Annotated in this window: 19 protein-coding genes and 1 pseudogene; 12 read left to right on the top strand and 8 right to left on the bottom strand. The window is 72.8% G+C overall.

Going from position 1 to position 25,115, the window contains the following annotated elements:
• The coding region (locus ACQRUO_RS29685) for an ATP-binding protein (RefSeq protein WP_428319186.1) at positions 1–2,997 on the top strand (2,997 nt) is incomplete at its 5' end.
• 141 nt (positions 2,998–3,138) lie between these two features.
• On the opposite strand, the gene ACQRUO_RS29680 is transcribed toward ACQRUO_RS29685, so the two are convergent.
• From ACQRUO_RS29680 to panB, 3 genes are all read right to left on the bottom strand, one after another.
• Positions 3,139–3,957 (bottom strand): ABC transporter permease, encoded by an 819-nt coding sequence (locus tag ACQRUO_RS29680; protein ID WP_428319185.1) that lies wholly within the window; start codon positions 3,955–3,957, stop codon positions 3,139–3,141.
• Entirely contained in the window at positions 3,954–5,000 is a 1,047-nt protein-coding gene (locus ACQRUO_RS29675) for an ATP-binding cassette domain-containing protein (RefSeq protein WP_428319184.1), read from the bottom strand. Before ACQRUO_RS29675 ends, ACQRUO_RS29680 begins: the two co-directional genes overlap by 4 nt.
• A gap of 138 nt (positions 5,001–5,138) precedes the next feature.
• Positions 5,139–6,050 carry a 3-methyl-2-oxobutanoate hydroxymethyltransferase gene (gene panB / locus ACQRUO_RS29670; protein ID WP_428319183.1) on the bottom strand — a complete coding sequence of 304 codons (912 nt, stop codon included), beginning with the start codon at positions 6,048–6,050 and terminating at the stop codon, positions 5,139–5,141.
• A gap of 273 nt (positions 6,051–6,323) precedes the next feature.
• Between panB and ACQRUO_RS29665 the strand changes: the two genes are divergently transcribed.
• The 3 genes from ACQRUO_RS29665 (at position 6,324) to ACQRUO_RS29655 (ending at position 9,953) form a co-directional block, all read left to right on the top strand.
• On the top strand, positions 6,324–7,943 hold the full coding sequence (locus ACQRUO_RS29665; RefSeq protein WP_428319182.1) for a DHA2 family efflux MFS transporter permease subunit: 1,620 nt from the start codon (positions 6,324–6,326) through the stop codon (positions 7,941–7,943).
• 23 nt (positions 7,944–7,966) lie between these two features.
• Positions 7,967–8,629 (top strand): TetR/AcrR family transcriptional regulator, encoded by a 663-nt coding sequence (locus ACQRUO_RS29660; protein ID WP_428319181.1) that lies wholly within the window; start codon positions 7,967–7,969, stop codon positions 8,627–8,629.
• Between the two features lie 151 nt (positions 8,630–8,780).
• Positions 8,781–9,953: an endonuclease/exonuclease/phosphatase family protein gene (locus ACQRUO_RS29655; RefSeq protein WP_428319180.1), complete on the top strand. Its 1,173-nt coding sequence runs from the start codon at positions 8,781–8,783 to the stop codon at positions 9,951–9,953.
• A 92-nt stretch (positions 9,954–10,045) separates the two neighbouring features.
• On the opposite strand, the gene ACQRUO_RS29650 is transcribed toward ACQRUO_RS29655, so the two are convergent.
• Complete coding sequence (locus ACQRUO_RS29650) at positions 10,046–11,830, bottom strand: NAD+ synthase (protein ID WP_428319179.1); 1,785 nt, start codon at positions 11,828–11,830, stop codon at positions 10,046–10,048.
• Positions 11,831–12,063: 233 nt separating this feature from the next.
• On the opposite strand from ACQRUO_RS29650, the gene glnA reads away from it, so the two are divergent.
• Positions 12,064–13,425 (top strand): type I glutamate--ammonia ligase, encoded by a 1,362-nt coding sequence (glnA, locus tag ACQRUO_RS29645; protein ID WP_428319178.1) that lies wholly within the window; start codon positions 12,064–12,066, stop codon positions 13,423–13,425.
• A gap of 76 nt (positions 13,426–13,501) precedes the next feature.
• Here the strand turns inward: glnA and ACQRUO_RS29640 are convergent, their stop codons facing one another.
• Both ACQRUO_RS29640 and ACQRUO_RS29635 read right to left on the bottom strand, forming a co-directional pair.
• Complete coding sequence (locus ACQRUO_RS29640; protein ID WP_428319177.1) at positions 13,502–14,062, bottom strand: tyrosine-type recombinase/integrase; 561 nt, start codon at positions 14,060–14,062, stop codon at positions 13,502–13,504.
• Positions 14,063–14,307: 245 nt separating this feature from the next.
• Positions 14,308–15,342 carry a hypothetical protein gene (locus tag ACQRUO_RS29635; RefSeq protein ID WP_428319176.1) on the bottom strand — a complete coding sequence of 345 codons (1,035 nt, stop codon included), beginning with the start codon at positions 15,340–15,342 and terminating at the stop codon, positions 14,308–14,310.
• Positions 15,343–15,502: 160 nt separating this feature from the next.
• Here ACQRUO_RS29635 and ACQRUO_RS29630 point away from each other — a divergent pair, with 160 nt between their 5' ends.
• From ACQRUO_RS29630 to ACQRUO_RS29610, 5 genes and pseudogenes are all read left to right on the top strand, one after another.
• Positions 15,503–15,784: a hypothetical protein gene (locus ACQRUO_RS29630; protein WP_428319175.1), complete on the top strand. Its 282-nt coding sequence runs from the start codon at positions 15,503–15,505 to the stop codon at positions 15,782–15,784.
• 83 nt (positions 15,785–15,867) lie between these two features.
• Positions 15,868–15,957 (top strand): annotated as a pseudogene (locus ACQRUO_RS29625) (glutamine synthetase); the annotation flags it as partial.
• 126 nt (positions 15,958–16,083) lie between these two features.
• Positions 16,084–16,380, top strand: a complete 297-nt coding sequence (locus ACQRUO_RS29620) for a hypothetical protein (protein WP_428319174.1) — start codon at positions 16,084–16,086, stop codon at positions 16,378–16,380.
• A 250-nt stretch (positions 16,381–16,630) separates the two neighbouring features.
• A complete protein-coding gene (locus ACQRUO_RS29615; RefSeq protein ID WP_428319173.1) occupies positions 16,631–17,794 on the top strand; it encodes an LPXTG cell wall anchor domain-containing protein in 1,164 nt (387 codons plus the stop codon).
• A 157-nt stretch (positions 17,795–17,951) separates the two neighbouring features.
• Entirely contained in the window at positions 17,952–20,978 is a 3,027-nt protein-coding gene (locus tag ACQRUO_RS29610; protein WP_428319172.1) for a bifunctional [glutamine synthetase] adenylyltransferase/[glutamine synthetase]-adenylyl-L-tyrosine phosphorylase, read from the top strand.
• Between the two features lie 100 nt (positions 20,979–21,078).
• On the opposite strand, the gene ACQRUO_RS29605 is transcribed toward ACQRUO_RS29610, so the two are convergent.
• A complete protein-coding gene (locus ACQRUO_RS29605) occupies positions 21,079–22,035 on the bottom strand; it encodes a phosphatase PAP2 family protein (protein ID WP_428319171.1) in 957 nt (318 codons plus the stop codon).
• A 768-nt stretch (positions 22,036–22,803) separates the two neighbouring features.
• On the opposite strand from ACQRUO_RS29605, the gene ACQRUO_RS29600 reads away from it, so the two are divergent.
• Positions 22,804–23,142 (top strand): P-II family nitrogen regulator, encoded by a 339-nt coding sequence (locus ACQRUO_RS29600; RefSeq protein ID WP_428319170.1) that lies wholly within the window; start codon positions 22,804–22,806, stop codon positions 23,140–23,142.
• Between the two features lie 46 nt (positions 23,143–23,188).
• On the opposite strand, the gene ACQRUO_RS29595 is transcribed toward ACQRUO_RS29600, so the two are convergent.
• On the bottom strand, positions 23,189–23,932 hold the full coding sequence (locus tag ACQRUO_RS29595; protein WP_428319169.1) for an SDR family oxidoreductase: 744 nt from the start codon (positions 23,930–23,932) through the stop codon (positions 23,189–23,191).
• 234 nt (positions 23,933–24,166) lie between these two features.
• Here ACQRUO_RS29595 and ACQRUO_RS29590 point away from each other — a divergent pair.
• Positions 24,167–25,115: ROK family transcriptional regulator (locus ACQRUO_RS29590; RefSeq protein ID WP_428319168.1), on the top strand; the 949-nt coding region annotated here is incomplete at its 3' end.

The following is a 25,115-nucleotide window of genomic DNA, read 5'->3' as shown; positions in this document are numbered from 1 at the left end:
CTGCCGGACCGCGCGGGCCGGGCGGTCCGGCTGGAGGCGCAGCGGGCCGAGGCGCGCCACGGCCGGCTGGCCGCCGAGCTGGCGCTGGGCCGGGCCGCCGAGGTGGCCGCCGAGTTGGCCGGACTCTGCGCCGACCACCCGTTGGACGAGCCGCTGCACGTGCTGTGGATCCGCGCGCTGCACCGCTCGGGGCGCACCGCCGAGGCACTGGAACGCTACGAGGGGCTGCGCCGGGCGCTGGCCGAGCAGCTGGGCGCGGACCCGGGGGCCGAGCTGCGCGCGCTGCACCAGGAGCTGCTCGCCGACCCGCACCCGTGCCCGCCCGCGCCCGCGGCGCTCGCCCCGCAGACGCCCGCCGCCCCGGACACCCCCGCCCGGCAGGCCCCCGCCGCCGAACCGCCCGCCCCGCAGGTACCCGCGCCGGAAGCCCCCGCCCCCTCGGCCGGCAACCTGCGCGCCCCGCTGACCAGCTTCGTCGGCCGCGAGCAGGACCTGGCCGCCCTCGCCGCCCAGATCGGCACGGCCCGGCTGGTCACCCTGACCGGCCCCGGCGGCTCGGGCAAGACCCGGCTCTCCGTCGAGGCGGGGCGCGCCGCCCAGGCCGGCGGGCGCTGGCCGGACGGCGTCTGGCAGGCCGAGCTGGCGCCGCTGGAGAGCCCGGCCGCGGTGCCCGACGCGGTGCTCTCCGCGCTCGGCCTGCGCAGCACCGTGCTGCACCAGACGGTGGGCGACGGCCGCCCGGAGGACCCGGTGCGCCGGATCGTCGAGCACTGCGGCCGGTCCCGGATGCTGCTGCTGCTCGACAACTGCGAGCACGTGATCCAGGCCGCCGCCGAGCTGGTCGACCGGTTGCTCGCCGAGTGCCCGCAGCTGACCGTGCTGGCCACCAGCCGGGAGCCGCTCGGGGTGCCGGGCGAGGCGGTGCTGCCGGTCGAGCCGCTGCCGGACCCGATAGCCCTGCGGCTGCTCGCCGAGCGCGGTGCCGCTGCCCGGCCCGGCTTCGCGGTCGCCGACGACCCGGCGGCCGCCGCCGAGGTCTGCCACCGCCTCGACGGCCTGCCGCTGGCCATCGAGCTGGCCGCCGCCCGGCTGCGCGGCCTGACCACCCGTCAACTGGCCGACCGGCTGGACAGCCGGTTCGCGCTGCTCACCGGGGGCAGCCGGGTGCTGCTGCCGCGGCAGCAGACGCTGCGCGCGGTGGTCGACTGGAGCTGGGAGCTGCTGGACCTGCGGGAGCGCGCGGTGCTGCGCCGGCTGGCGGTGTTCGCCGGCGGGGCCACCCTGGAGGACGCCGAGGCGGTCTGCGCCGACGGGACGGAGGTGCTCGCCGGCGAGGTGGCCGAGCTGCTGCTGTCCCTTGTCGACAAGTCGCTCCTGGTGGCCGGCCTGGACCCGGCCGGCCCGCCGCGCTACCGGATGCTGGAGACCATCCACGAGTACGCGACCGAGAAGCTGGCCGCCGCCGGCGAGCGGCGCTCGGCGGCCGACCGGCACCTGGCGCTCTTCCGCGAGCTGGTCCGCGAGGCCGACGGCCACCTGCACGGTCACCGCCAGGTGCAGTGGCTCGGCGTGCTGGAGCGCGAGCAGGACAACATCCGGGCCGCGCTGCGCCAGGCGCTCGACAGCGCCGCCGAGCCGGACGCGCTGGTGCTGCTGCTCGGCATGATGTGGTTCTGGGTGCTGCGCGACTACCGCAGCGAGGCCCGCAGCTGGCTCGACCAGGTCTGCGCGCTCAGCACCGACCCGTTCGCCGAGGGCGCCCCCGCGCCCGAGCCGCTGGAGCTGGGGCCGCTGCAGCACCCGCTGCCCTGGCCGCCGGCGATGCTGGCCGAGGCCCGCCGGCACGCCTGGATCTACCAGCTGGTCTCCCGGTTCGAGGGCGACCTGGACGTGATCGGCGACCAGGGGATGGCCGAGCGCGCCCCGCGGATCCTGCGCGCCTACGGCCCCGAGCTGCCGCAGTCCTACACCTACCCGCCGGTGCTGCGGATCTTCGGCTGCTTCCTGGCCGGCGAGGCCGAGCAGATGATGACGATGATCGACCAGGCGGTCGACGGCTGCCGCCGTCACGGCCGGCAGAGCGAGCTGGCCTGGACGCTGCAGCTGCGCGCCAAGATGCTCAACGACCGGGTCGGCGGCCTGGCCCGGGCCCGCCGGGACGGCGAGGAGGCGATGGCGATCTACTCCCGGCTCGGCGACACCTGGGGGATGGCGGAGACGCTCGCCGCCCAGGCGGAGACGGCCGGCTACGAGGGCGACGCCGACGCCGCGGTCGCCGCCTACCGGCGGGCGATCGAGCTGGCCGAGGAGCTGGGCGCGCCGCAGGAGGTGCCGCTGCTGCAGGTCCGGCTCGGCGAGGCGCTGCTGGACCTCGACCAGCAGGTGGGCGAGCAGCAGATCCGGGCGGGCCTGGCCCGGGCCGCCGGCGGCAGCCGGGCCGACGGCGCGCTGATCTACGGTCACACGGTGCTCGCCGCCCTGTACTCGCAGCGCGGCGACTTCACCGCCGCGCTGACCGAGGTGCGGGTGCTGCGCGAGGCCCAGGCGGGCTTCGGACCCGGCCTGCCCGGGATCACCAACGGCATGCTCTGCTGCGCCGAGGCCGTGGTGCTGGCCCGGTCCGGCGCGGTCGACGCGGGGACCGCGCAGCTGCGCGAGGGGCTGCGCGAACTGCGCACGGTGCCGGCCATGGCGCACGTCTTCGCCCAGCACGTGACCATGCTGATGCTCCCCGCGATCTCCGCCACCGTGGTGCTGCGGGCCGCCCGGGACGATGACCGGACGCTCGCTCGGCAGGCCGGCCTGCTGCACGGTGCGCACCTGGGTCAGCTCGGCGTCCAGCATTCCTTCCTGGAGCGGACCCAGCGTGAGTGGCGGGAGACCGAGCTGCGGTCGGTGCTGGGCGAGCCGCTCTACCGGGACGTGTGCGAGCAGGGCCGCGAGCTCGGGTGGGAGGAGCTCGCGGCCTTGCTCGACACGCTCGTGGCAACGCTCTGACCGCCACCGCCACCGCCACCGCCACCGCCACCGCCACCGCCACCGCCACCGGCCCGGCGCCGACCAGGCCGGCGCCGACCAGGCCGGCGCCGACCAGGCCCGGCGCCGACCAGGCCCGGCGCCGACCGGGCCCGGACCGGCTCAGACCCGCTTGCGGAAGCGGGCCACCGCCAGCGGGGCGCTGATCGCGGTGATCAGCACCGACCAGCCCAGCACCATGCCGACCGAGTGGGTCAGCGGGCCGCCGTTGATCAGGCTGCGGCAGGCGTCGGCCAGGTTGGAGAGCGGGTTGTACTCGGTGAACGCGCGCAGCCAGGCGGGCATGGTGCTGGTCGGCGCGAAGATCGAGCTGCCGAACTGCAGCGGCATCAGCACCAGCATCCCGACGCCCTGCACCGACTGGGCGCTCTTCAGCACCAGCCCGAGCAGCATCGAGACCCAGACCAGGGACATCCCGAAGAGCAGCGACAGCCCGACCGCCCCGAGCACCCCGGGCAGCCCGGTGGGGAAGTGCATGCCCAGCAGCAGCGAGAAGAGGATCAGGATGGTGAAGGAGACCAGCCCGCGGCCGGCCTCGGCCAGCATCTTGCCGATCAGCACCGAGGCCCGCCCGATCGGCAGGCTGCGGAACCGGTCCATCACCCCGGTCTGCAGGTCGGAGTTGAGGCCGGTGCCGACCGCCATCGCCAGGTTGATCCCGGTGCCGCCGAGCAGACCCGGGATCAGGTACTGCTTGTAGGCCTGCGGGTTGCCGGAGACCGCGCCGCCGAAGACGTAGACGAAGAGCAGGGTGAAGATGATCGGCATCGCGACCGCGTCGAACATCGACTCCGGGTCGGCCTTGATCCGCATCACGTTGCGGCGGGTCAGCGCGCCGATGTGGCGCAGGTGGTCGGTCAGCCGGGTGCGGCCGTCGGCGTCGGGGTAGGCGGCCGGGCGGGTCAGGGTGGCGGTGCTCATCGCGGGGTCTCCTCGGCGCGCTGGGGCTGCTCGGTGGGGTTGGTGGACGGCGTGCCGGTGAGGGAGAGGAAGACCTCGTCCAGGCTGGGCACCTCGGTGTCGATGCCGGCGATGCCGAAGCCGCGGGTGCCGAGCACCCCGATCACTCCGGTCAGTTGACCGTCGTCGGCGATCGGCACGCTGAGCAGCTGCTCGGCCGGCGAGCAGGCGGCGGTGATCCCGGCCTCGGCCAGGCAGCGCACCATCTCGGTCAGCTCGGCCGGCCGGGTCGGGCGCACCCGCAGGGTCCGGCCGCCGACCTGCTCCTTGAGGCCGGCCACCGTGCCCTCGGCGATCACCCGGCCGCGCTCGATCACGGTGAGGTCGCCGGCCAACTGCTCGGCCTCCTCCATGTACTGGGTGGTGAGCAGCACCGTGGTGCCCTCGCCGACCATCCGGCGGACCTCGTCCCAGACCTCGTTGCGGGTGCGCGGGTCCAGACCGGTGGTGGGCTCGTCCAGGTAGAGCACCCGGGGGCGGCCGATCATGCTGGCGGCCAGGTCGAGCCGGCGGCGCATCCCGCCGGAGTAGGTCTTGGCGGGGCGGCCGGCGGCCTCGGTGAGCGAGAAGCGCTCCAGCAGCTCGGCGGCGCGGGCCTTGGCCTCCTTGCGCGGGAGGTCGAGCAGCCGGCCGATCAGGTAGAGGTTCTCGCTGCCGGAGAGCAGCTCGTCCACCGAGGCGTACTGCCCGGTCAGGCCGATGGTGCGGCGCAGCTGCTTGGGCTGGCGCAGCACGTCGTAGCCGCCGACCCGGGCGGTGCCGGCGTCCGGCTGCAGCAGCGTGGAGAGCACCCGGATCAGCGTGGTCTTGCCGGAGCCGTTGGGGCCGAGGATCCCGTGCACGGTGCCCTGGCGGACCGTCAGGTCGACGCCGCGCAGCGCCCGGGTCTCGCCGAAGTTCTTGACGATGCCGCGCGCCTCGACGGCGTACGCGGTGCCGCTCGGGTCGGCGGGAGCGGCGGTGGTCCCCGGCTCGGGCGGGGCGGTGGCGGTCGTCGTTGTCATGCGGCCAGCCTCACCGCCCGCGCTGACAGGCGGCTGTCAGAGCGCTGTCACGGCCGTCGGCCCGCTGCCGGGTGACCGGCAGCGGGCCGACGGGTCGAGCGGGGCCCCGGTCGAGGTGCGGCCCGCCCCGGGCGCCGCCTACCTGAAGCTGTGCTCCGCCGCGGGGAAGGTGCCGCCGCGCACCTCGTCCGCGTACTCCCGGGCCGCCGCGCTCAGCACGCTGCGCACGTCGGCGAACTTCTTGACGAAGGACGGCACCTTGCCCGCGGTCATGCCGGCCATGTCGGTCCAGACCAGCACCTGGGCGTCGCAGCCGGCCCCGGCCCCGATGCCGATGGTCGGCACCGAGAGCGACTCGGTGACGTGCGCGGCCAGCTCGGCCGGCACCGCCTCCAGCACGACCGAGAAGGCCCCGGCCTCCTGCACGGCCTTGGCGTCCCGCTGCAGCTTGTGCGCGGCCTCGTCGCCGCGGCCCTGCACCGGGTAGCCGCCGAGCGCGTGCACCGACTGCGGGGTCAGGCCGACGTGCGCCATCACCGGCACCCCGGACTCGACCAGCAGCTCGATGGTGCGGGCGCTGCGCTCGCCGCCCTCCAGCTTGATCGCGCCCACCCCGGCCTCCTTCATCAGGCGGGCGGCGTTGCGCAGCGCCTGGGCGGGGGACTCCTGGTAGGAGCCGAACGGCATGTCGCCGACGATCAGCGCGCGCTCGGTGCCGCGCACCACGGCGGCCGAGAGCATCACCATCTCGTCCATGGTGACCGGCACCGTGGTCTGGTAGCCGAGGTGGCAGTTGCCGGCCGAGTCGCCGACCAGCAGCACCGGGATCCCGGCCTCGTCGAAGACCCCGGCCGTCAGCGCGTCGTAGGCGGTGAGCATCGCCCACCGCTCCCCGCGCCGCTTGGCGGCGGCCAGGTCGCGGACGGTGACCCGGCGGTTGGTGACCCCGCCGTAGAGGGTGTGCCCGCCGGTGGCCGGCGTGCCGGGCCCGCCCGCGGCCGGCGTGCCGTCGGCCGGCGTCTGGGCAGGCGAAAGCTGAGAAGCGTTCATCGAACAGGCTCCTGATGGGTTGTCGTCTCGTGGCGCCGTGTGGCGTCCCCGGATCCCCTCCATGCTTGCACGGCCCGCCCGCGCCGCAAAGAGCCGGGGTTCCGGTTCGAGCGAGCCGGGAGTCGCGCTCGGTTTGCCCAGGCTTTAACGAAACGGACCCGTCTCGTATCGGAAAAAGGGGTACAGTCATCCTGGGGGATATACGAGACGCCAGCGTCTCGTTCCGTCCCAAGCAGGTCCGCCGCACGCCCTCGCACCGAACGGGACAGACGTATGACCACCGCAGTCACCGGCGCCGCACCACGCGTGCCGGAAGCCATCCACCGTCGGCGGTGGGCGATCCTCGGCACGCTGATCCTGGCGTTGCTGGTGGTCGTCCTCGACAACTCGATCCTCAACGTCGCGATGAAGACCATCGCGACCGCGGCCCCGGTGGGCCTGGGGGCCAGCCAGAGCGACCTGGAGTGGGCGATCAACGCCTACACCCTGGTCTTCGCCGGCCTGCTCTTCACCTCCGGGCTGCTCGGCGACCGGTTCGGGCGCAAGAAGGCGCTGCTCAGCGGCATGCTGATCTTCGGCGTCGGCTCGCTGCTCTCCGCGCTGGCCGACAGCCCCGGCCAGCTGATCGCCTTCCGCGCGGTGATGGGCCTGGGCGGCGCCTTCGTGATGCCGGCCACCCTGGCGATCATCATGAACGTCTTCGAGCGGCACGAGCAGCCCAAGGCGATCGGCATCTGGGCCGGCGCCGTCGGCCTGGCGATCGCGATCGGCCCGATCACCGGCGGTCTGCTGATCGAGAACTTCTGGTGGGGCTCGGTCTTCCTGGTCAACGTGCCGATCGTGGCGGTCGCGCTGGTGGCGATGTTCCTGCTGGTCCCGGACTCCCGCGACCCCAACCCCGGCAAGCTGGACCCGGTCGGCGTGGTGCTCTCGGTGATCGGCCTGGTCGCGCTGATCTACGGCATCATCAAGGGCGGCGACCTGGCCGACTTCACCGCCGCCGCGGCCTGGGTGCCGATCCTGATCGGCGCGCTCGCACTGACCGTCTTCGTGCTCTACGAGCGGCGGATCGCCCACCCGGCGCTGAACGTCGGCTGGTTCCGCAACAAGGTCTTCGCCACCTCGGTGACGGTGATCGGCCTGGTCTTCTTCGCGCTGATGGGCGTCTCCTTCTTCGGCGTCTTCTACACCCAGAGCGTGCGCGGCTACAGCGCGCTGGCCGCCGGTGCGCTGATGCTGCCGCTGGCCTGCGCCCAGATGCTGTTCGCGCCGCGGGCCCGGGTGGTGGTCGACAGGATCGGCGTGCGGGCCACCTGCGCCGGCGGCATGGCGCTGATCGCCGTCGCCTTCCTGGGCTACCTGCTGCTCGGCCGCACCACCCCGATCTGGGTACTGGAGGTGATCGGCTTCGTCATGGGCACCGGCATGGCCCACGTGATGCCGCCGGTGACCGTGTCCATCATGGGCTCGCTGCCCCGGGAGAAGGCCGGTGCCGGCTCGGCGATCAACAACACCTTCCGCCAGGTCGGCGGCTCGCTGGGCGTCGCGGTGCTCGGCGCGGTGCTCGCCACCAGCTACCGCAACGGCATCTCCGACAAGCTGAGCCTGCTGCCGCAGCCGCTGCGGGACAAGGCCGGCGAGTCGGTGGAGGCCACCGTCGGCATCGCCCAGGGCCTGGGTCCCAAGGGCACCGACCTGATCAACCCGGCCTTCGACTCCTTCGTCCACGCGATGCACGTGGTGGCGAGCTTCTCGGCCGGCATCACCGCGGTCGGGGCCCTGCTGGCCTGGTTCTTCCTGCCCGCCAGGGTCGGCGGCCCCGCTGCCGGTCAGGGCCGCGGCCAGGCCGCCGAGGCGGACGCGGCGCCGGCCGTGCACTCTATCGAGGCTTGATACGCACGATGGAGAATGAGGCCATGGACACGGATCGTCAGGCCACTCTCACCGCCCCTGCCGCGCCCCCGCTCTGCGGGTCGCCGCGGCGGGGGCGGCCGCGTTCCGAGGCCGCCGAGCAGGCGATCTGCGCCGCGGTGGAGCGGCTGATGACCGAGGGCGGCACGCTGGCCGAGCTGACCATCGAGGGCATCGCCCAGGCGGCCGGGGTCGGCAAGGCCACCATCTACCGGCGCTGGCCCAACAAGGAGGCGCTGCTGGTCGACGTCCTGGTGCGGATGGAGGAGCCGGAGCAGCCGCTGCCCGGCACCGGCGTCCGGGACGACCTGGTGGTGATCCTGGACTACATGCGCCGGCGCGGCCTGGCCAAGCGCTCGCGCTGGGTGCTGCGGGTGGTGCTGGACCAGATGGGCTCGATGCCGGCGCTCAAGGAGGCCTACTACGACACCGTGGTGATGCGCCGCCGCCGGGTCATCCGGGAGGTGGTGGCCCGCGGGGTGGCCGCCGGCGAGCTCCGCGACGACCTGGACATCGACCTGCTCGCGGAGATGCTGACCGGCCCGATGCTGCTGCGCTCGGTGCTCTGGGAGGACACTCCGCTGGACGATCCGGAGCTGCCCGCCACCATCGTGGACTCGCTGCTGGAGGGGCTGCGCGGCCCGGCGCTGCAGGTCGGCAGCCGCTGACCGGCCCGCCGGTGGAACCCCGGCCCCCGCTCCTGGCGTCTGTCTCGGCATAGGCTGAGCCGAACATCCCACTAATTCGGGATATATCTGGTCAATCGGGATACGTTCGGCACGGCCGGGAGACAGCACCGCCGAGGCGAGGGAACAGCACATGACGCAGGCCGAGCAGGACCTGCCGGCGACGGCCGGTGACGCCGACCCGGCTCCGGCCGCCGGCGCCACCGTCCCGGCCGGCGATGCAACGGCTCCGCCCGCCGTGGCCCCCGCCGCCGATGCCCCGGTTCCGCCCGCCGATGCCCCGCACGCCGATGCCCCGGCCGCCGGGGCCACGGCGCTCGCCGGGTCGGGCCGCGGGCGGCACTGGCTGTTCGACTGGGGCCGGGACCGCCGCGGCAGCTCCACCTGGCGGCGCGGCTGGGCGCTGGCGGTGCTCGCCGGCCTGCTGGCCCTGCTGCTCGGGCTGCACCGCCAGGTGCCCAACTCGTTCGGCAACTTCGGCAGCCTGCTGGAGACCTTTCTGCCCTGGCTCGGCCTGTTCGTCCCGGTGCTGCTGGTGGCCGCGCTGCTGCGCCGTTCGGTCACCGCGCTGGTCGCGGTGCTGCTGCCGGCCGTGCTCTGGTTCGCGCTCTTCGGCGGGCTGCTCGGCGACAAGAGCACCGGCAAGGGCGACTTCACGGTGCTCACCCACAACGTCGAGGCCGACAACCCCGACCCCGCCGGCACGGTCCGCCTGGTGAACGGCTCCGGCGCGCAGATCGTCGCGCTGGAGGAGCTGACCAGTGCCGCGCTGCCGACCTACACCAACGGCCTGGCCGCGAGCTACCCGTACCACGTGGTGGAGGGCACGGTCGGGCTCTGGTCCAAGTACCCGATCAGCGGCACCCGGGTGGTGGACATCAAGATCGGCTGGACCCGGGCCTTCCGCAGCCAGGTCGACACCCCGCAGGGCCCGCTCGCGGTCTACGTGGCGCACATGCCCTCGGTCCGGGTGAAGTTCGACGGCGGCTTCACCGCCGACCAGCGCGACCACAGCGCCCAGGCGCTGGGCGACGCGATCCAGGACGAGTCGCTCGGGCACGTGCTGCTGCTCGGCGACATGAACGGCACCATGAACGACCGCAGCCTGGCCCCGATCACCTCGCAGCTGCGCTCGGCGCAGGGCACCGCCGGCTCCGGGTTCGGGTTCAGCTGGCCGTCCCAGTTCCCGATGGCGCGGATCGACCAGATCATGAGCCGCGGCATGCAGCCCACCGACTCCTGGGTGCTGCCCGCCGACGGCAGCGACCACCGGGCGATCGCGGCGCAGTACCGCTACCACCGCTGACCCGCCGGCGGCCGCCGGGCCGTCCGGGCCATCGACGGCGGGCCGCCCGGGCGGTCGGCCGCCGGTCCGCCCGGCTTCCCGGTCCGCCGTCACTACCCCCGGCGCCAGCCGTTGGTGATCGGCAGTCGGCGGTCCCGGCCGAAGCCCTTGGGCGAGATCTTCGGGCCCGGCGGGTACTGGCGCCGCTTGTACTCGGCGGTGTCCACCAGCCGCACCACCCGGTCCACCACGGCCGCCTCGAAGCCGCCGGCGACGATCGCGTCCCGACCCTGGTCGCCCTCGACGTAGGCGTCCAGGATGGAGTCGAGCAGGTCGTAGTCGGGCAGCGAGTCGGTGTCCACCTGGTCCGGGCGCAGCTCGGCGCTCGGCGGCTTGTCGATGGTGTGCTCCGGGATCGGCGGCACCTCGCCGCGCTCGGCGGCGAGTGCGTTGCGCCACCTGGCGAGCTGGAAGATCAGCGTCTTGTAGACGTCCTTGATGGGCCCGAAGGCGCCCACCGAGTCGCCGTACAGCGTGGAGTAGCCGACCGCCAGCTCGCTCTTGTTGCCCGGGGCCAGCACCAGGTGGCCCTCCTGGTTGGAGATCGCCATCAGCAGCGTGCCGCGCAGCCGCGACTGCAGGTTCTCCTCGGCCAGCCCGGTCAGTTCGACCGAGGCCAGGTAGGCGTCGAACATCGGGGCGATCGACACGGTGCGGAAGTTCAGCCCGGTGCGGCGGGCCAGTTCGGCGGCGTCGTCCCTGGAGTGCTGCGAGGAGTAGCGGCTGGGCATCGAGACGCAGTGCACCCGTTCGGCGCCGAGCGCGTCCACCGCGATGGCGGCCACCAGGGCCGAGTCGATGCCGCCGGACAGGCCGATCAGCACCGACTCGAAGCCGTTCTTGCGGACGTAGGCCCGGGTGCCGGTGACCAGCGCCGCGTAGATCTCCGCCTCGTCGGTCAGCCGCGGGGCGATCGGTGCGGGGCCCGGCTCGCGGCCTGGCTCGCGTCCCGGCTCGCGGCCGACCGACGGCGCGGAACCCGCCGGCAGCCCGGCACTGCCCGGCCCGCCCGGCAGCTCGGTGCGCACCAGGCGCAGCCCGTCCGCGAACGGCTCGCCGTCCGGGTGGTCGGCGCTCGCGGCGGGCAGGTCCAGGTCCACCACCAGCAGGTCCTCCTCGAACTGCGGGCCGCGCGCCAGCACCCGCCCGGCCGCGTCCACCACCAGCGAGTCGCCGTCGAAGACCAGCTCGTCCTGCCCGCCCACCAGGTTCACGTAGGCCAGCGGGCAGCCGGCCTCGGCGGCCCGGCGCTGCACCAGGTCCAGCCGCTGGTCGTCCTTGTTCCGCTCGTACGGCGAGCCGTTGAGCACCAGCAGCAGCCCCGCCCGGGCCTGGCCGGCGGCGGTGACCCGGCCGCCCTCCTGCCAGATGTCCTCGCAGATCGCCAGCGCCACGTCCACCCCGGCCACCCGCAGCACCGACAGTTGGTCGCCCGGTTCGAACCAGCGGAACTCGTCGAAGACTCCGTAGTTGGGCAGGAAGTGCTTGGCGAACCTGGTCACCACCTGGCCGCCGTGCAGCACCGCCGCACAGTTCTGCGGGCGCCCGGTGCGCGGCGAGCGCCCGAGGTAGCCGATCACCACCGGCAGTCCGCCCAGCCCCTCGGCGGCCAGCCGCCCGGCCAGCTCCACCAGCGCCGCCCGGGAGGCCTCCACGAACGAGGTGCGCAGCGCCAGGTCCTCCACCGGGTACCCGGTCAGCACCATCTCCGGGAAGGCGACCAGCTGCGCCCCCTGCTCGGCGGCCCGCGCCGACCAGCGCACCACCTCCTCGCTGTTGCGCGCGATGTCGCCCACGTGGGGGTCGACCTGGGCCAGGGCCAGGCGAAGGTTCGGCATGCCGTCAGTCTAATCGTCGTTCTGACGCTATGGGGGGTGGTGAGCCCGGATTCCGAGCGCCCTGGGTGCCCGGAGGATCGGGTCATCCGGAATGATGGGACCTGATGGTGGGACCCCGGGCCCGCTCGGACACCCGGCGGCCCCCGAACCCCCGGACGACCGCCCCCCGACCGGGGAACGAGGCGGCCGCGGTGCGTAACACGAACGTAAAGAGCAGAGGTGAGACTGTCCCCATGGGCAAGCAGCAGGAGTTCGTGCTTCGTACGCTCGAAGAGCGTGACATCCGGTTCGTCCGGCTGTGGTTCACCGATGTGCTCGGGTTTCTGAAGTCGGTGGCGGTGGCCCCGGCGGAGCTGGAGCAGGCCTTCGAGGAGGGGATCGGCTTCGACGGGTCGGCGATCGAGGGCTTCGCCCGGGTCTACGAGTCGGACATGATCGCCAAGCCGGACCCGACCACCTTCCAGATACTGCCCTGGCGCTCGGAGACCCCGGGCACCGCACGGATGTTCTGCGACATCCTGATGCCGGACGGCTCGCCGTCCTTCGCCGACCCGCGGTTCGTGCTGAAGCGCACCCTGGAGAAGGCCTCGGCGCAGGGCTTCACCTTCTACACCCACCCCGAGATCGAGTTCTTCCTGCTGAAGAACCTCCCCGGGGACGGCACCGCGCCCCAGCCCGCCGACCAGTCCGGCTACTTCGACCACACCCCGCGCGGGGTGGGCCACGACTTCCGCCGCCAGGCGATCACCATGCTGGAGTCGATGGGCATCTCGGTCGAGTTCTCGCACCACGAGGGCGCCCCCGGCCAGCAGGAGATCGACCTGCGCTACGCCGACGCCCTGTCCACCGCGGACAACATCATGACCTTCCGCCTGGTCATGAAGGAGGTCGCGCTGGAGCAGGGGGTGCACGCCAGCTTCATGCCCAAGCCGTTCTCCGAGCACCCGGGCTCCGGCATGCACACCCACGTCTCGCTCTTCGAGGGAGACCGCAACGCCTTCCACGAGTCCGGCGCCGAGTACCAGCTCTCCAAGGTCGGCCGCTCCTTCATCGCCGGCCTGCTGCGGCACGCCGCCGAGATCGCGGCCGTCACCAACCAGTGGGTCAACTCCTACAAGCGGATCTGGGGCGGCTCGCAGCGCACCGCGGGCGCCGGCGGCGAGGCCCCGTCCTACATCTGCTGGGGCCACAACAACCGCTCGGCGCTGATCCGGGTCCCGATGTACAAGCCGGGCAAGCAGGGCTCCACCCGGATCGAGGTCCGCTCCCTCGACACCGGCTGCAACCCCTACCTGGCCTACGCCGTCACCCTCGCCGCCGGCCTGAAGGGCATCGAGGAGGGCTACGAGCTCCCCCCCGGCGCCGACGACGACGTCTGGGCCCTCTCCGACGCCGAACGCCGCGCCATGGGCATCCAGCCGATGCCGCAGAACCTCGGCGAGGCGATCGACCTGATGCAGCGCAGCGAACTGGTCGCCGAGACCCTGGGCGAGCACGTGTTCGACTTCTTCCTGCGCAACAAGCGCCAGGAGTGGGAGGAGTACCGCAGCGAGGTCACGCCGTTCGAGCTGCGGAAGAACCTGCAGGTGCTGTAGGGGCTGGTCAGGGCATGCGAAGGGGCGAGTGACCGCCCCGGGCCGGCGGAGGGTATCCGCCGGCCCGGGGAGCGGTTTACTCGCCCTGGGCCGTCTGTGGGCCGTGAGAGTCGGAAACGGCGGCCCAGCCGACCGCTTCGTAGAACTTGTCGACGGCCCGCCGGGTCCGGCCCTCGCTGCTCGGCATGAGGTGCGTGTAGACCCGGAGGGTGAACCCGGGGTCACTGTGCCCGAGGTACTGGCTCAGCGCCTTGATGCTCTCGCCGGCGTCCAGCAGGACCGAGGCGTAGAAGTGCCGCAGGGCGTGCATGCCGTCCTCGCGGGAGGCCTGGTGCCGCTTACCCCGTTCGGGTGGCGGGAGGATCCCGGCGGCCACCAGGGCGGGCTTCCACGCGTACGTGTTGAAGTCGCTCCGCCGAATGGCCGCACCTTCGGCAGCGGAGAACAGGAGCTTCTTCGTCACCGGCGGGCCGTCCGGGGCGAGCCAGGGGAGTGTGATATCTGCGGGAGGGAACTCCTCCGAGTGCACCTTGAAGGCGCGGGCGACATGCCCCGGGAGCGGGACGTCCCGGACCTTGCCGCCCTTCGGCGGGGCGAGGACCAGGTGGCCGCCGATGTTCTCCACCTGGTAGCCCACGTGCAGCCAGCCCCTGCACTCGCCCGGAGGCCCGCTGTCGCTCCTGTCTCCGCCCGGCGGGCGCCCGGCGGTGCCGCGGGGAGCGGAACTCCATGTCGCCAGATCGCGGCTACTTGAGATTTAGGCGCTGCCACGCCTCCTCACTGGGAGCCGAATTCTTTATATCCTCCAGACTCATGCAGAAGGGCTTCGATTTGCCACCCTTCGAGCTATTGCAGAGAGTCTCAGAATTTGACTCGACCAGCTCATCCAGAGCTGCAGGCAGGTCTCGCAATTTCCTGACGATCTTTGTTTCGTGGCGCTCGCCAGACTTGGCACGCATCAGAAAGTCGGCAATTTCGGAATCCGGCACAACCGCATGGCAATAGGGAACTGCGATGCTCATTGCGTCGATGTCGTGAAGGTGGTTCAGCTTTCCAGCTGGTCGACAGGTTTCGAAATAGCTCAGTTTTGAGGTCGACAGCTATTCGAACCGATGGGATTCGATCTGCAAATTCGACCATCTTGGCCCGCGAATTGGGCGGAAGAGACAGGTTTAGATTGAGTCGGTACTCCTGCAAGAGTTCGCCGAATAGGCGAAGATGCTCATGCATTATCTCTCTGGCTTGTACGCGTACTCGGAGCTCCGAGCGGGTCACTGGGTCATCTGAAAGCAGGCCGATGTATGTAGATTCCCAGTCCAGGCGCTGGGAAGTAATCTCTGTCGCCTGCTCCGGTCGATAGTTGTACCTGCGGCGCAGGTCCTCAACCTCTTCGTCCCCGGGGCCGGCAAGTATCTTAAATTCGGTCAACTGTTGGATCTTTTGTTCCCAGGCCAGGATCTCTCGATCAGTAATTTCGCGGCCGTCATCGGCTCTGATTTTAATGAGATTTTCGGCTCCCGAGAAAGCCCACCAGGCTCCGAAGCCGAGAGTATCGGGTGGGCTGGGGCGAAAGGTTGGCCTATTGAAGCTCTGGTGCATCGCGTTCAGGAATTGGTGGCGAAAGAGTACCTGTTGGGATCGAATGGTTCGGCAGTGTGAAATAGATGCCATGGTCCGAGCGATATCATTGCGCTGGCGCGGGTCCTTAATGTTCGCCGTTTCCATGTAGTGGGTTGCCGATAGGGGAAATATGACTCCTTGTGAAGCAGCTTTTCTGATGGCCTGAAGAATGGCGGCATCGTTGTCCTCGCGAGGATTTCCGGAAGCCGCTCTGGCCATCCGAATCCATACCCAGTGGTCCAGGTAGACCGACGGCTCGGGAGTGTGCATGTTGACAATGGTGTCAAGCTTCGCCATGGGTACTGGTCACCTCTCGCATAGGAGGTCGTCCGTTAGCCTAGTGTGGGGCAGGACGTGCCAACTTGTGCTTATTTTCCCTTGGCTAGTCGGAACGTGACTTCGGGGCTGAGACCGGGCCCCGCTCGTCGCATGGGCGCCTGCCGGGCACAATTCCGGCATGAGCGTGTATCGCAGTGACCTGGACCTGTCCGTCTTCGACGTTGCCGACGAGGAACGAGAGGTGGACGTGGCGCTGAACCTCATCGACGGGACGGTTCGCCTGTCGATCCTCTGGACGCACGAGATCTACCTGACCCCCGACGACGCGGAGCGGGTGGCCAGGTCTCTGCTCGAAGCGGCGGCGAGCGGGCGCGAGACCGCGGAGGAGTTCGCCCGCCGAGTTGCGGCAAGGGAGTCCGGCGGGGCCGTCCCGGGGCCGTCCCGGGGTGGCCAGGGCTGACCGGTGACGGCCGCAGGCGATGGCCACCCAGCCGCTCCCACCTGGGCGGCGACGTGGCGGCGCAGGTACTCTCGACCGCTCGTCAGTTCCTGCGCAACAAGCGCCAGGAGTGGGAGGAGTACCGCAGCGAGGTCACGCCGTTCGAGCTGCGGAAGAACCTGCAGGTGCTGTAGGGGACTGGTCGGCGGAGGGCCCCGAGCCGCGGCGGATGGTCGTCGTCGGTTCGGGGCCCTCCTGCTGGCCGCGGTAGGGTCCGGCCTGGTTCGGTCTGGTCTGGGGTGACGATGAGGGGCGGGAAGATGAGGCGGATCGGCCGGGTGTTGGCGGTGGTCGGCGAGGTGGTCCTCGGGGCGGTCGTGCTGCTGTTGACGGGGCTCGATGCGCTGACGTACGCCTTCAGCCATGGTTCGGACGTCATGTACACCGGCCAGGCGGACGACCAGGAAGGAGCAATACGCCTCTTCAAGTGGGGTGTGCTCCCCGGGGTTCTCCTGATCGCCTGGCTCGTCCGGGTGGAGGTCCGCAGGTACCGGCGCAAGCGCGGTGCGGGGCCGTCCGTGGGCGGTGTGACGCGAACCGGGACCGCCCGACCCTGACGGGGTCATCCGGGGGCTGATCGGGTGTCGCCTGTTCGGGGCTGCGTGTTGGGGGAGGGTGGGCCCGTTCGGCGGGGGTGATTGGGCGGGACGGGTGAATTTCGGGGCCTCCTGACGGAGCATTCGGCGGGTTGATCGTACTTATCCGACGGCTACTCCAATGATCTGAGTCGATGGTGACTCGGCGTTGTGAAGGAGTAGCTGTGAGTCGCACCTGGAGAGTTCCGGACGACCGCCGCGAGGTGGGCCGATGAGAGGTATCCGCCGCTGGATCGTGCCGCTCGCCGCGCTGTCGGCGACGTGTGCCGGTCTGCTGAACGCTGCCCTGCCGGTGAACGCGCAGGTGGATCCGCCCGCCAAGGTGGTCTCGCAGGTGCGGCCGGCCGCCGTGCGGGACTCGGGGTCGCCCGGTGCGTCCGCGTCCGCCGTGCCGTCGGCGCCCGACTCGCCGGCCACCGCGGACTCGCCGACGGCCTCCGCGGCGGCCTCGGGGTCGAGTTCCGTTGCGCCGGCGTCTCCGGTGGCTCCGTCGTCTCCGGCGTCCGCGGCTGCGGCCGGCTCCCCGGCGGCGGTTGCGAGCCCGTCCGGCGTGGCGGTCGCGTCGGGTGGGGCCTCGCCGGCGCGGGGGGCCAAGGCGGATGACGACATCTGCCACCTGAAGATCCTCAAGGTCGCCGACCGGCAGGCCTACCAGCCCGGCCAGCAGGTCAGGTACACGATCACGCTCACCAACGACGGCACCGAGCCGATCACCGGCGCGGTGGTCACCGACGACCTCGGCGGCGACCTGTCCGACGCGGTGTACGACAACGACGCCACCGTCGGCATCGGCACCGTGAGCTACCAGCAGCCGGTCCTCACCTGGGTCGGCAGCCTGAACCCGGGCGACAGCACGCAGATCGTCTACACGCTCACCGCGGACATCCCGGACAACGGTTCGCAGGTGCTGAGCGACGCGGTCACCGGGCCGCAGTTCAGCAACTGCCCGACCGGCACCGAGGCGGGGTGCACGGTGCAGGTTCCGGCGCAGCCGTGCAGCTCGCCGAGTCCGAGCCCGTCGCCGTCGCCGAGTCCCTCGCCGAGCCCGAGCCCGAGCCCGTCGCCGAGCCCGAGTCAAAGCCCGAGCCCGAGTCCGTCCCCGAGCCCGTCGCCCTCGCCGAGCCCGTCGCCCTCGCCGAGCTCGTCGCCGTCCACGAGCCCGTCCCCGTCTCCCAGTCCCTCGTCCTCGCCCAGCCCCTCGTCCTCGCCCATCCCGTCGACGTCCCCGAGCAGCGGTGCCTCCACGCCTCCCGGTGGCGGGGTGCTCCCGAACACCGGTGCCGGCCTGACCCCGGCGATGGTCGTGGCCGTGGTGCTCCTGCTGGCCGGCGGTGGCGGGCTCCTCGTGCTCTCCCGTCGTTCGCGCCGGCACTGAGCCCCCTGCTCCGCGCCCTGCCTCCGTCCGCGGGGCCCGACCACCGAGGTCGGGCCCCGCGGCCGTGTGCGGCGGGCCCGCAGCGGGGTAGTGAGTACCTTGGCTATCAACTGATCATCAGCAGCCAGCAGCACCCCAGCAGCACCGAGGAGCGCGTATGACCTCCGGCGGCAGCCGCCTCAGCAGGCCCGAGAACCGGCTGGTCCGCCGGGGCTTCAGCGACCCCGAGGCGGCCGTCGCCCGGTTGGCCGCCCCCGCCCTGCACGGGCTGGCCGACGACCCGATCCTGCTCGACGCGCTCGGCGCCACCGCCGACCCCGACCTGGCGCTGCTCGGCCTGGCCCGGTTGCTGGAGGCGCTGGGCGAACCCGAGCGGCACACCCTGCGCGACACCCTGACCACCTCCAAGCCGCTGCGCGACCGGCTGCTCGGGGTGCTCGGCGCCTCGGCCGCGCTCGGCGACCACCTGGCCGCCCACCCGCAGGACTGGCACGCCCTGGTCACCTTCGAGCAGCGCGACATGCACCCGGGCATCGACGAGTTCCGCCGCGAGCTGGAGCACCGGGTCCGGGAGTCCGAGAGCGACCCGGCCGACGCGCTGCGCGCCGCCTACCGCCGCTGCCTGCTCACCATCGCCGCCCGTGACCTGAGCGCCACCATCGACCTGGTGCAGACCGCCGCCGAGCTGGCCGACCTGGCCGCCGCCACGCTGCGCTGCGCCCTGACGATCGCCGCCGAGGAGCAGCCGGAGGCGGCCGACGCCTGCCGGCTCGCGGTGATCGGGATGGGCAAGTGCGGCGGCCGGGAGCTCAACTACGTCTCCGACGTGGACGTGATCTTCGTGGCCGAGCCCCGGGAGGGCGTCGAGGAGCACCGGGCGATGCAGGCCGCGACGCGGCTGGCGGCCGCGATGATCCGGCTCTGCTCCGACACCACCCGGGAGGGCACCATCTGGCCGGTGGACGCCAACCTGCGCCCGGAGGGCCGCAACGGTCCGCTGGTCCGCACCCTGGCCAGCCACCTCGCCTACTACCAGCGCTGGGCCAAGACCTGGGAGTTCCAGGCGCTGCTCAAGGCCCGTCCGGTGGCCGGGGACGCCGAGCTCGGCGAGGCCTACCTGGCCGCGCTGGCCCCGCTGGTCTGGCAGGCGGCCGAGCGGGAGAACTTCGTCGCCGACGTGCAGCAGATGCGCCGCCGGGTGGTCGAGTCGATCCCCGCCACCGAGCTGGACCGCCAGCTCAAGCTCGGGCCGGGCGGTCTGCGGGACGTGGAGTTCTCGGTCCAGCTGCTCCAACTGGTGCACGGCCGCACCGACCCGGGGCTGCGCAGCGGCAACACCCTGGAGGCGCTGGCCGCGCTCTCGGCCGGCGGCTACGTCGGCCGGGCCGACGCCGCCGCGCTGGACGCCGCCTACCGCTTCCTGCGCGCCCTGGAGCACCGGATCCAGCTGCACCGGCTGCGCCGCACCCACCTGATGCCCACGGACCCGGTCGACCTGCGCAGGCTCGCCCGCTCGCTGGCCTGGATGATCAACGGGGACACCCGGCTCGACCCGGTGGCCGCCCTGCAGCGGGAGTGGAAGCGGCACGCGCTGGAGGTGCGCCGGCTGCACGAGAAGCTCTTCTACCGCCCACTGCTGGCCGCGGTGGCCGAGCTGTCCGCTGGCGAGGCGCTCACCCCGGGCACCCCCGCGATGAGCCCGGAGGCGGCCGAGGCGCGGCTCAAGGCGCTGGGCTTCGCCGACCCGCCGGCCGCGCTGCGCCACCTGGTGGCGCTGGCCACCGGGGTGAGCCGGAAGGCGGCCATCCAGCGCACCCTGCTGCCGGTGCTGCTGGCCCGGTTCGCCGACTCCGCCGACCCGGACTCCGGGCTGCTCGGCTTCCGCCAGGTCTCCGACGCGCTCGGCCGCACCCCCTGGTACCTGCGGCTGCTGCGCGACGAGAGCGCGGCCGCCGAGGGCCTGGCCCGGATCCTGTCGGCCGGCCGGCTGGTCCCTGACCTGCTGCTGCGGGCCCCGGAGGCGGTGGCCATGCTGGGCGACGCCCAGGGGCTGGTGCCGCGCGGCCGGGCCGCCCTGGAGCAGGAGATCCGCTCCGCGGTGGGCCGGGCGCCGACCACCGCCGCGGGGGTCGCGGCAGCCCGCGCGGTGCGCCGGCGCGAGCTGTTCCGCACCGCCGCCGGCGATCTGCTCGGCCGCTACGGGGAGTTCCCCGGCGAGGCGCTGGAGGCCACCGGGAACGCGCTCACCGACCTGAACGCGGCCACCCTGGCCGGGGCGCTGGCCGCCTGCACGGCCGGCTGGGAGCAGGCCCACGGCGAGCCCTTCCCGGCCAAGCTGGCGGTGATCGCGATGGGCCGGTTCGGCGGCCACGAGCTCGGCTACGGCTCGGACGCCGACGTGCTCTTCGTGCACGAGCCGCTGCCGGGCACCGAGCGCGACACCGCCGCCGCGGCCCGGGCCGTCTGCAACGAGCTGCGCACCCTGCTGGCGGCCCCCTCCACCGAGCCGGCCCTGCTGGTCGACGCCGACCTGCGGCCCGAGGGCCGGCAGGGCCCGCTGGTGCGCACCCTGGGCTCCTACGCGGCCTACTACGCGCGCTGGTCGCACGCCTGGGAGAGCCAGGCGCTGCTGCGCGCCGAACCGGTGGCGGGCGACGCCGAGCTGGGGGAGCGGTTCCGGGAGCTGATCGACCCGCTGCGCTACCCCGTCGAGGGGGTGCCCGAGCGGGACCTGCTGGAGATCCGGCGGATCAAGGCGCGGGTGGAGAGCGAACGGCTGCCGCGCGGCGCCGACCCCACCACGCACACCAAGATCGGGAGGGGTGGGCTGGCCGACGTGGAGTGGACGGTCCAGCTGCTGCAGCTCCAGCACGGGCACGAGCAGCCCGGGCTGCGCACCACCCGCACCCGGCAGGCGCTGCTGGCCGCCGCCCAGGCCGGGCTGCTGCCGGGCGAGGACGCGGCGGTGCTGGACGCCGCCTGGGTGCTCGCCTCGCGGGTCCGGGCCGCGGTGATGCTGGTGCGCGGCCGTCCGGGGGACAGCTTCCCGAACGAGCCGCGGGAGCTCGCCCAGGTGGCCCGCTACCTCGGCTACGGGTCGGGGCACAGCGGCGAGCTGGTGGACGACTACCGGCGCACCACCCGGCGGGCCCGGGCGGCGGTGGAGCGGCTCTTCTACGGCTGACGGCGGGGCGGCCCCGACGGCTGGCCGCGCCCGCCGACGAATGAGCCGGGCCGCCCCGCGATGGGGCGGCCCGGCTCGTTCGTGCGCGTTCGGCAGGACCTCAGGACCCGGCGCCGACCGGGGTGGGCCGCTGCTCCGGCACCCGGGCCTGGTCCTGCCAGGCGGCCGGGATCTTCGGGAACTGGTACGCCCAGCGGTGGTAGATCAGCCGGGTGATCGCGAAGCCGACGCCCAGGCAGAGCAGGCCGCCGACCGCGTCCATCCAGTAGTGGTTGGCGGTGGAGATGATCACCGACAGGGTGAACAGCGGGTAGACCAGGCCCAGCGCCCGGATCCACCGGCGCTCGGCCAGGAAGAAGATCGTCAGCCCGCACCAGGTCGACCAGCCGATGTGCATCGAGGGCATCGCGGCGAACTGGTTGGTGGTGCTGGCCGCCGCCCCCGAGGCCAGCGAGCCCCAGGTGTGGTGCACCACCACGGTGTCCACGAAGCCCAGCCCGGCCAGCCGCGGCGGGGCCAGCGGGAAGAGGTAGAACCCGAGCAGGGCGATCCCGGTGGTCACGAAGAGCACCATCCGGCCGGCCGCGTAGCGGCCCGGATGACAGCGGTACAGCCAGACCAGCACGCCGATCGTGATCACGAAGTGCAGCGTGGCGTAGTAGTAGTTCATGCCGACGATCACCCAGGTGACCGAGTTCACGGCGTGGTTGATCGAGCGCTCGACGTTGATCCCGAAGAACTGCTCGAGGTGCCAGATCCACATGGCGTGGTGCTGGGCGACCTCGGCCTGTTCCGGGACGGCGTTGCGCACCAGCGAGTAGAGCCAGTAGCTGACGCCGATCAGCGCGAGTTCGAACCAGAGGCGCGGGCGGACCGGACGGGTTCGCTGGGCGACGATGCGCCGCCGCAGGGAGTGGGCCGCGCGTACCGCCGTGCTGCCACCGGCCCCGTCCGTCACCTGTTCGGCCGAACGGCCGAGGCGCTGGACGGAACCACCGGTGCGGAGCCGGACGGCCTCTTCGCCGTCCTGCGTCTGGATGTCGGTCGGTTCCCCCATGGACGAGAAGTCTGCCAGACGATCCGTGGCCGTCCGATCATCCTCTGGTCGTGGATTCTTCACCGGCTGTCCTCCCACAGTGCGATGCGGCGACCCCCGACCGGGGTGGGGGAGGCGGCACGGTACGCACGGGCGCCGCGCGTCGGAGGGACACACATGCGTTCCATTGTTACGCGTTCGCAAGGGCGGGGGCGAGGCGGGGTCCCGGGCAGGGGGCGGGCCCACCTGCGGGCCCCGGTGCGGCGGGGGTGGCCGGCCGGTCGCGGCGCCGGTCATGACAGGGTGCTGTCAAAACCGGTGGACGCCGGGAGTCAACTCGGCGCCTCCCCGGGCGCCCGGCGGGACCCTCCTCCGTGCGGCCGGGGCCGGTCGCCGGGGGAGCGCTCCACCGCGGCCGCCCGTCCCGCTCCGGCCGCGCCGACCTGCGGCGGTGGAGCGGATCCGAACGGAGCGGTCAGCCCGTCGGGGGACCCTCGGTGAGGGCGGCGTCACCCACCGGAGTCCGGTAGGCGACCAGTCACACCGAGTCATTCCGGGGCGCCGGTCGGAGCCGTCGGAGACCGGCCGTAGTCGGCCGACCGCCCGCTGCGACGGCGCCCGGCGGCGGGCGTCCGGCGAGCGTCGCGATGCGCCGAAAAGGCCGAATCGCCCCACTGTCGCGCGAGGCGTTCTGGACGAGATGTCCAGAACCGCGCCGTGAGGCCGAAGCGGTTGCCCCCAGGCCAGGTTGACGCGCCGTCGGCGGCGCGCTCGCTACCATCACGCGGTATGAAGCTGATCACCGCCGTCCTGAAGCCGTACAAGCTGGACGACGTCAAGAGCGCGCTGCACGAGCTGGGGGTCCGCGGCCTGACCGTCACCGAGGTCAGCGGCTACGGTCGGCAGCACGGCCACACCGAGGTGTACCGCGGCGCCGAGTACCGGGTCGACCTGGTGCCCAAGGTGCGCCTGGAGGTGGTGGTGGCCGACGACGACGCCGAGGCGGTGATCGAGGCGGTGCTCCAGGCGGCCCGGACCGGGAAGATCGGCGACGGCAAGGTCTGGGTGGTCCCGGTGGACACCCTGGTCCGGGTCCGCACCGGCGAGCGCGGCCCGGACGCGGTGTAGCGCCGCAAGCCGCGCCCCTCGCCGGGTGGGCTCTTCGGGTCCGGCCTCAGCCGCGCCCGATGTACGGCATGGTGGTCGCCAGCACGGTGGCGAACTGCACGTTCGCCTCCAGCGGGAGCTCGGCCATGTGGCGGACCGTGCGGGCCACGTCAGCCGCGTCCATGGTCGGCTCCGGGGCGATCCGGCCGTCCGCCTGGCGCACCCCGAGGCTCATCGCGGCGGTCATGTCGGTGGCCGCGTTGCCGATGTCGATCTGGCCGCAGGCGATCCGGTACGGCCGGCCGTCCAGCGAGAGCGACTTGGTCAGGCCGGTGACCGCGTGCTTGGTCGCGGTGTAGGCGATGCTCTGCGGGCGCGGCACGTGCGCGGAGATCGAACCGTTGTTGATGATCCGCCCGCCCTGCGGCTGCTGCCCCTTCATCTGGCGGAAGGCGGCCTGGGCGCAGAGGAAGGCACCGGTCAGGTTGAGGTCGACCACCGCGCGCCAGTCCTGGTAGGAGAGGTCCTCCAGCGGGACCGGCGCACCGAAGGTGCCGGCGTTGTTGAAGAGCAGGTCGATCCGGCCGAAGCGCTCCGCCACCTCGGCGAAGAGCGCTTCCACGGCGGCGGGGCTGGTGACGTCGGTGGGGATGACGGCGGCCGGGGTGCCGCTCAGTGCGGCGGTCTCGTGCAGCGGCTCGGCCCGGCGGCCGGCGAGTGCGAGCTGCCAGCCGGCGGCGGCGAGTTCGAGTGCGACGGCCCGGCCGACGCCGGTGCCGGCCCCGGTGACGACGGCGATCTGCGGCGACATGCGGTGCTCCCTGGACTGAAGTTGAGTCGATCATGGCCGAGTTGACCGGCTCGTGTCATTGGTACGAGCACACCGAAGATCGCTCGTCCGGGGGACGCGTACTTGTCAGTAGTACCGGGGCTCACTAAATTCCGGAAAAAAACTCGGAGCAGTGAACTCTCGAGGCAGCGAGTCTCGAGGCAGCGGTTCTCGAGGCAGCGAATCTCGGAGCAGTGAGTGAAGGAGGCGGGCCGGGTGGCCATCCGCAGCGAGCAGGCGCAGGGCCTGATCACCCCGGGCCGGCGCGCCGCGTCCCTGCGCCAGGGCAACGCCTCCGCGGTGCTGCGCGCCGTGCTCGCCTACGGCCCGGTCTCCCGGGCCGAGATCGTCCGCCACACCGGGCTCTCCGCCCCCAGCGTCACCAAGCTCACCGGCACCCTGATCCAGGCCGGGCTGCTCGACGAACTGGCGCCGCTCGAACCCACCCTCGGCCGCCCCCGGGTGCCGCTGCGGGTCGACCCGGACCGGACGGTCGCGCTCGGCGTCCACCTCGGCCCGCTGCGCACCGGCTTCGGCCTGGTCGGCCTGGACGGCCGGGTGCTGGCGGAGCGCGAGCTGCCGCACCCCGCCGGTCCGCCGACGCCGCGACGGGTGCTGGACCGCGCGGTGGCGGGCGTGCAGGCCTTCCTGGACGAGGAGCTGGCCGGGCGGCGGCTGGCCGGCACCGGGGTCGGCATCGACGGCTGGGTGGACGGCGAGCGCGGTCTGCTGGTCGAGCACGAGCCGCTCGGCTGGCGGGCGGTGGACCTGCGGGCGGCGCTGGCCGGCCGGCTGCCCGGCCCGCTGCTGCTGGAGCAGACGGTGCGGGCCATCGCCCGGGCCGAGCTCTGGTTCGGCGTCGGGCGGGAGGTGGACGACTTCCTGCTGGTCCACATCGGCAGCGTGCTGGGCGCGGCGATCGTGGTCGACCGCACGGTGCACCGCGGTCCCGGCGCCGCCGCCGGCGGGATCGAGCACCTGCTCGCCACCGACGACCCCGAGGTGCGCTGCCCGCGCTGCGGCACCGGCTGCCTGAGCGCGGCCGCGGGCGACCTGCCGCTGCTCGCCGAGGCCCGCGCGGCCGGGCTGCTCGCTTCGGCGCCCGCCGACGGCCCGCTCGACCTGGAGCGCCTGGTGGCCGCCGCCCGCCCGGACGGCACCGGAC

Origin of the sequence: Kitasatospora sp. LaBMicrA B282 (assembly GCF_050325825.1) — a bacterium.
Classification (GTDB): domain Bacteria; phylum Actinomycetota; class Actinomycetes; order Streptomycetales; family Streptomycetaceae; genus Kitasatospora.
The sequence above is the reverse complement of the archived record's forward strand: the minus strand, read 5'-3'. Positions and strand labels throughout refer to the sequence as shown.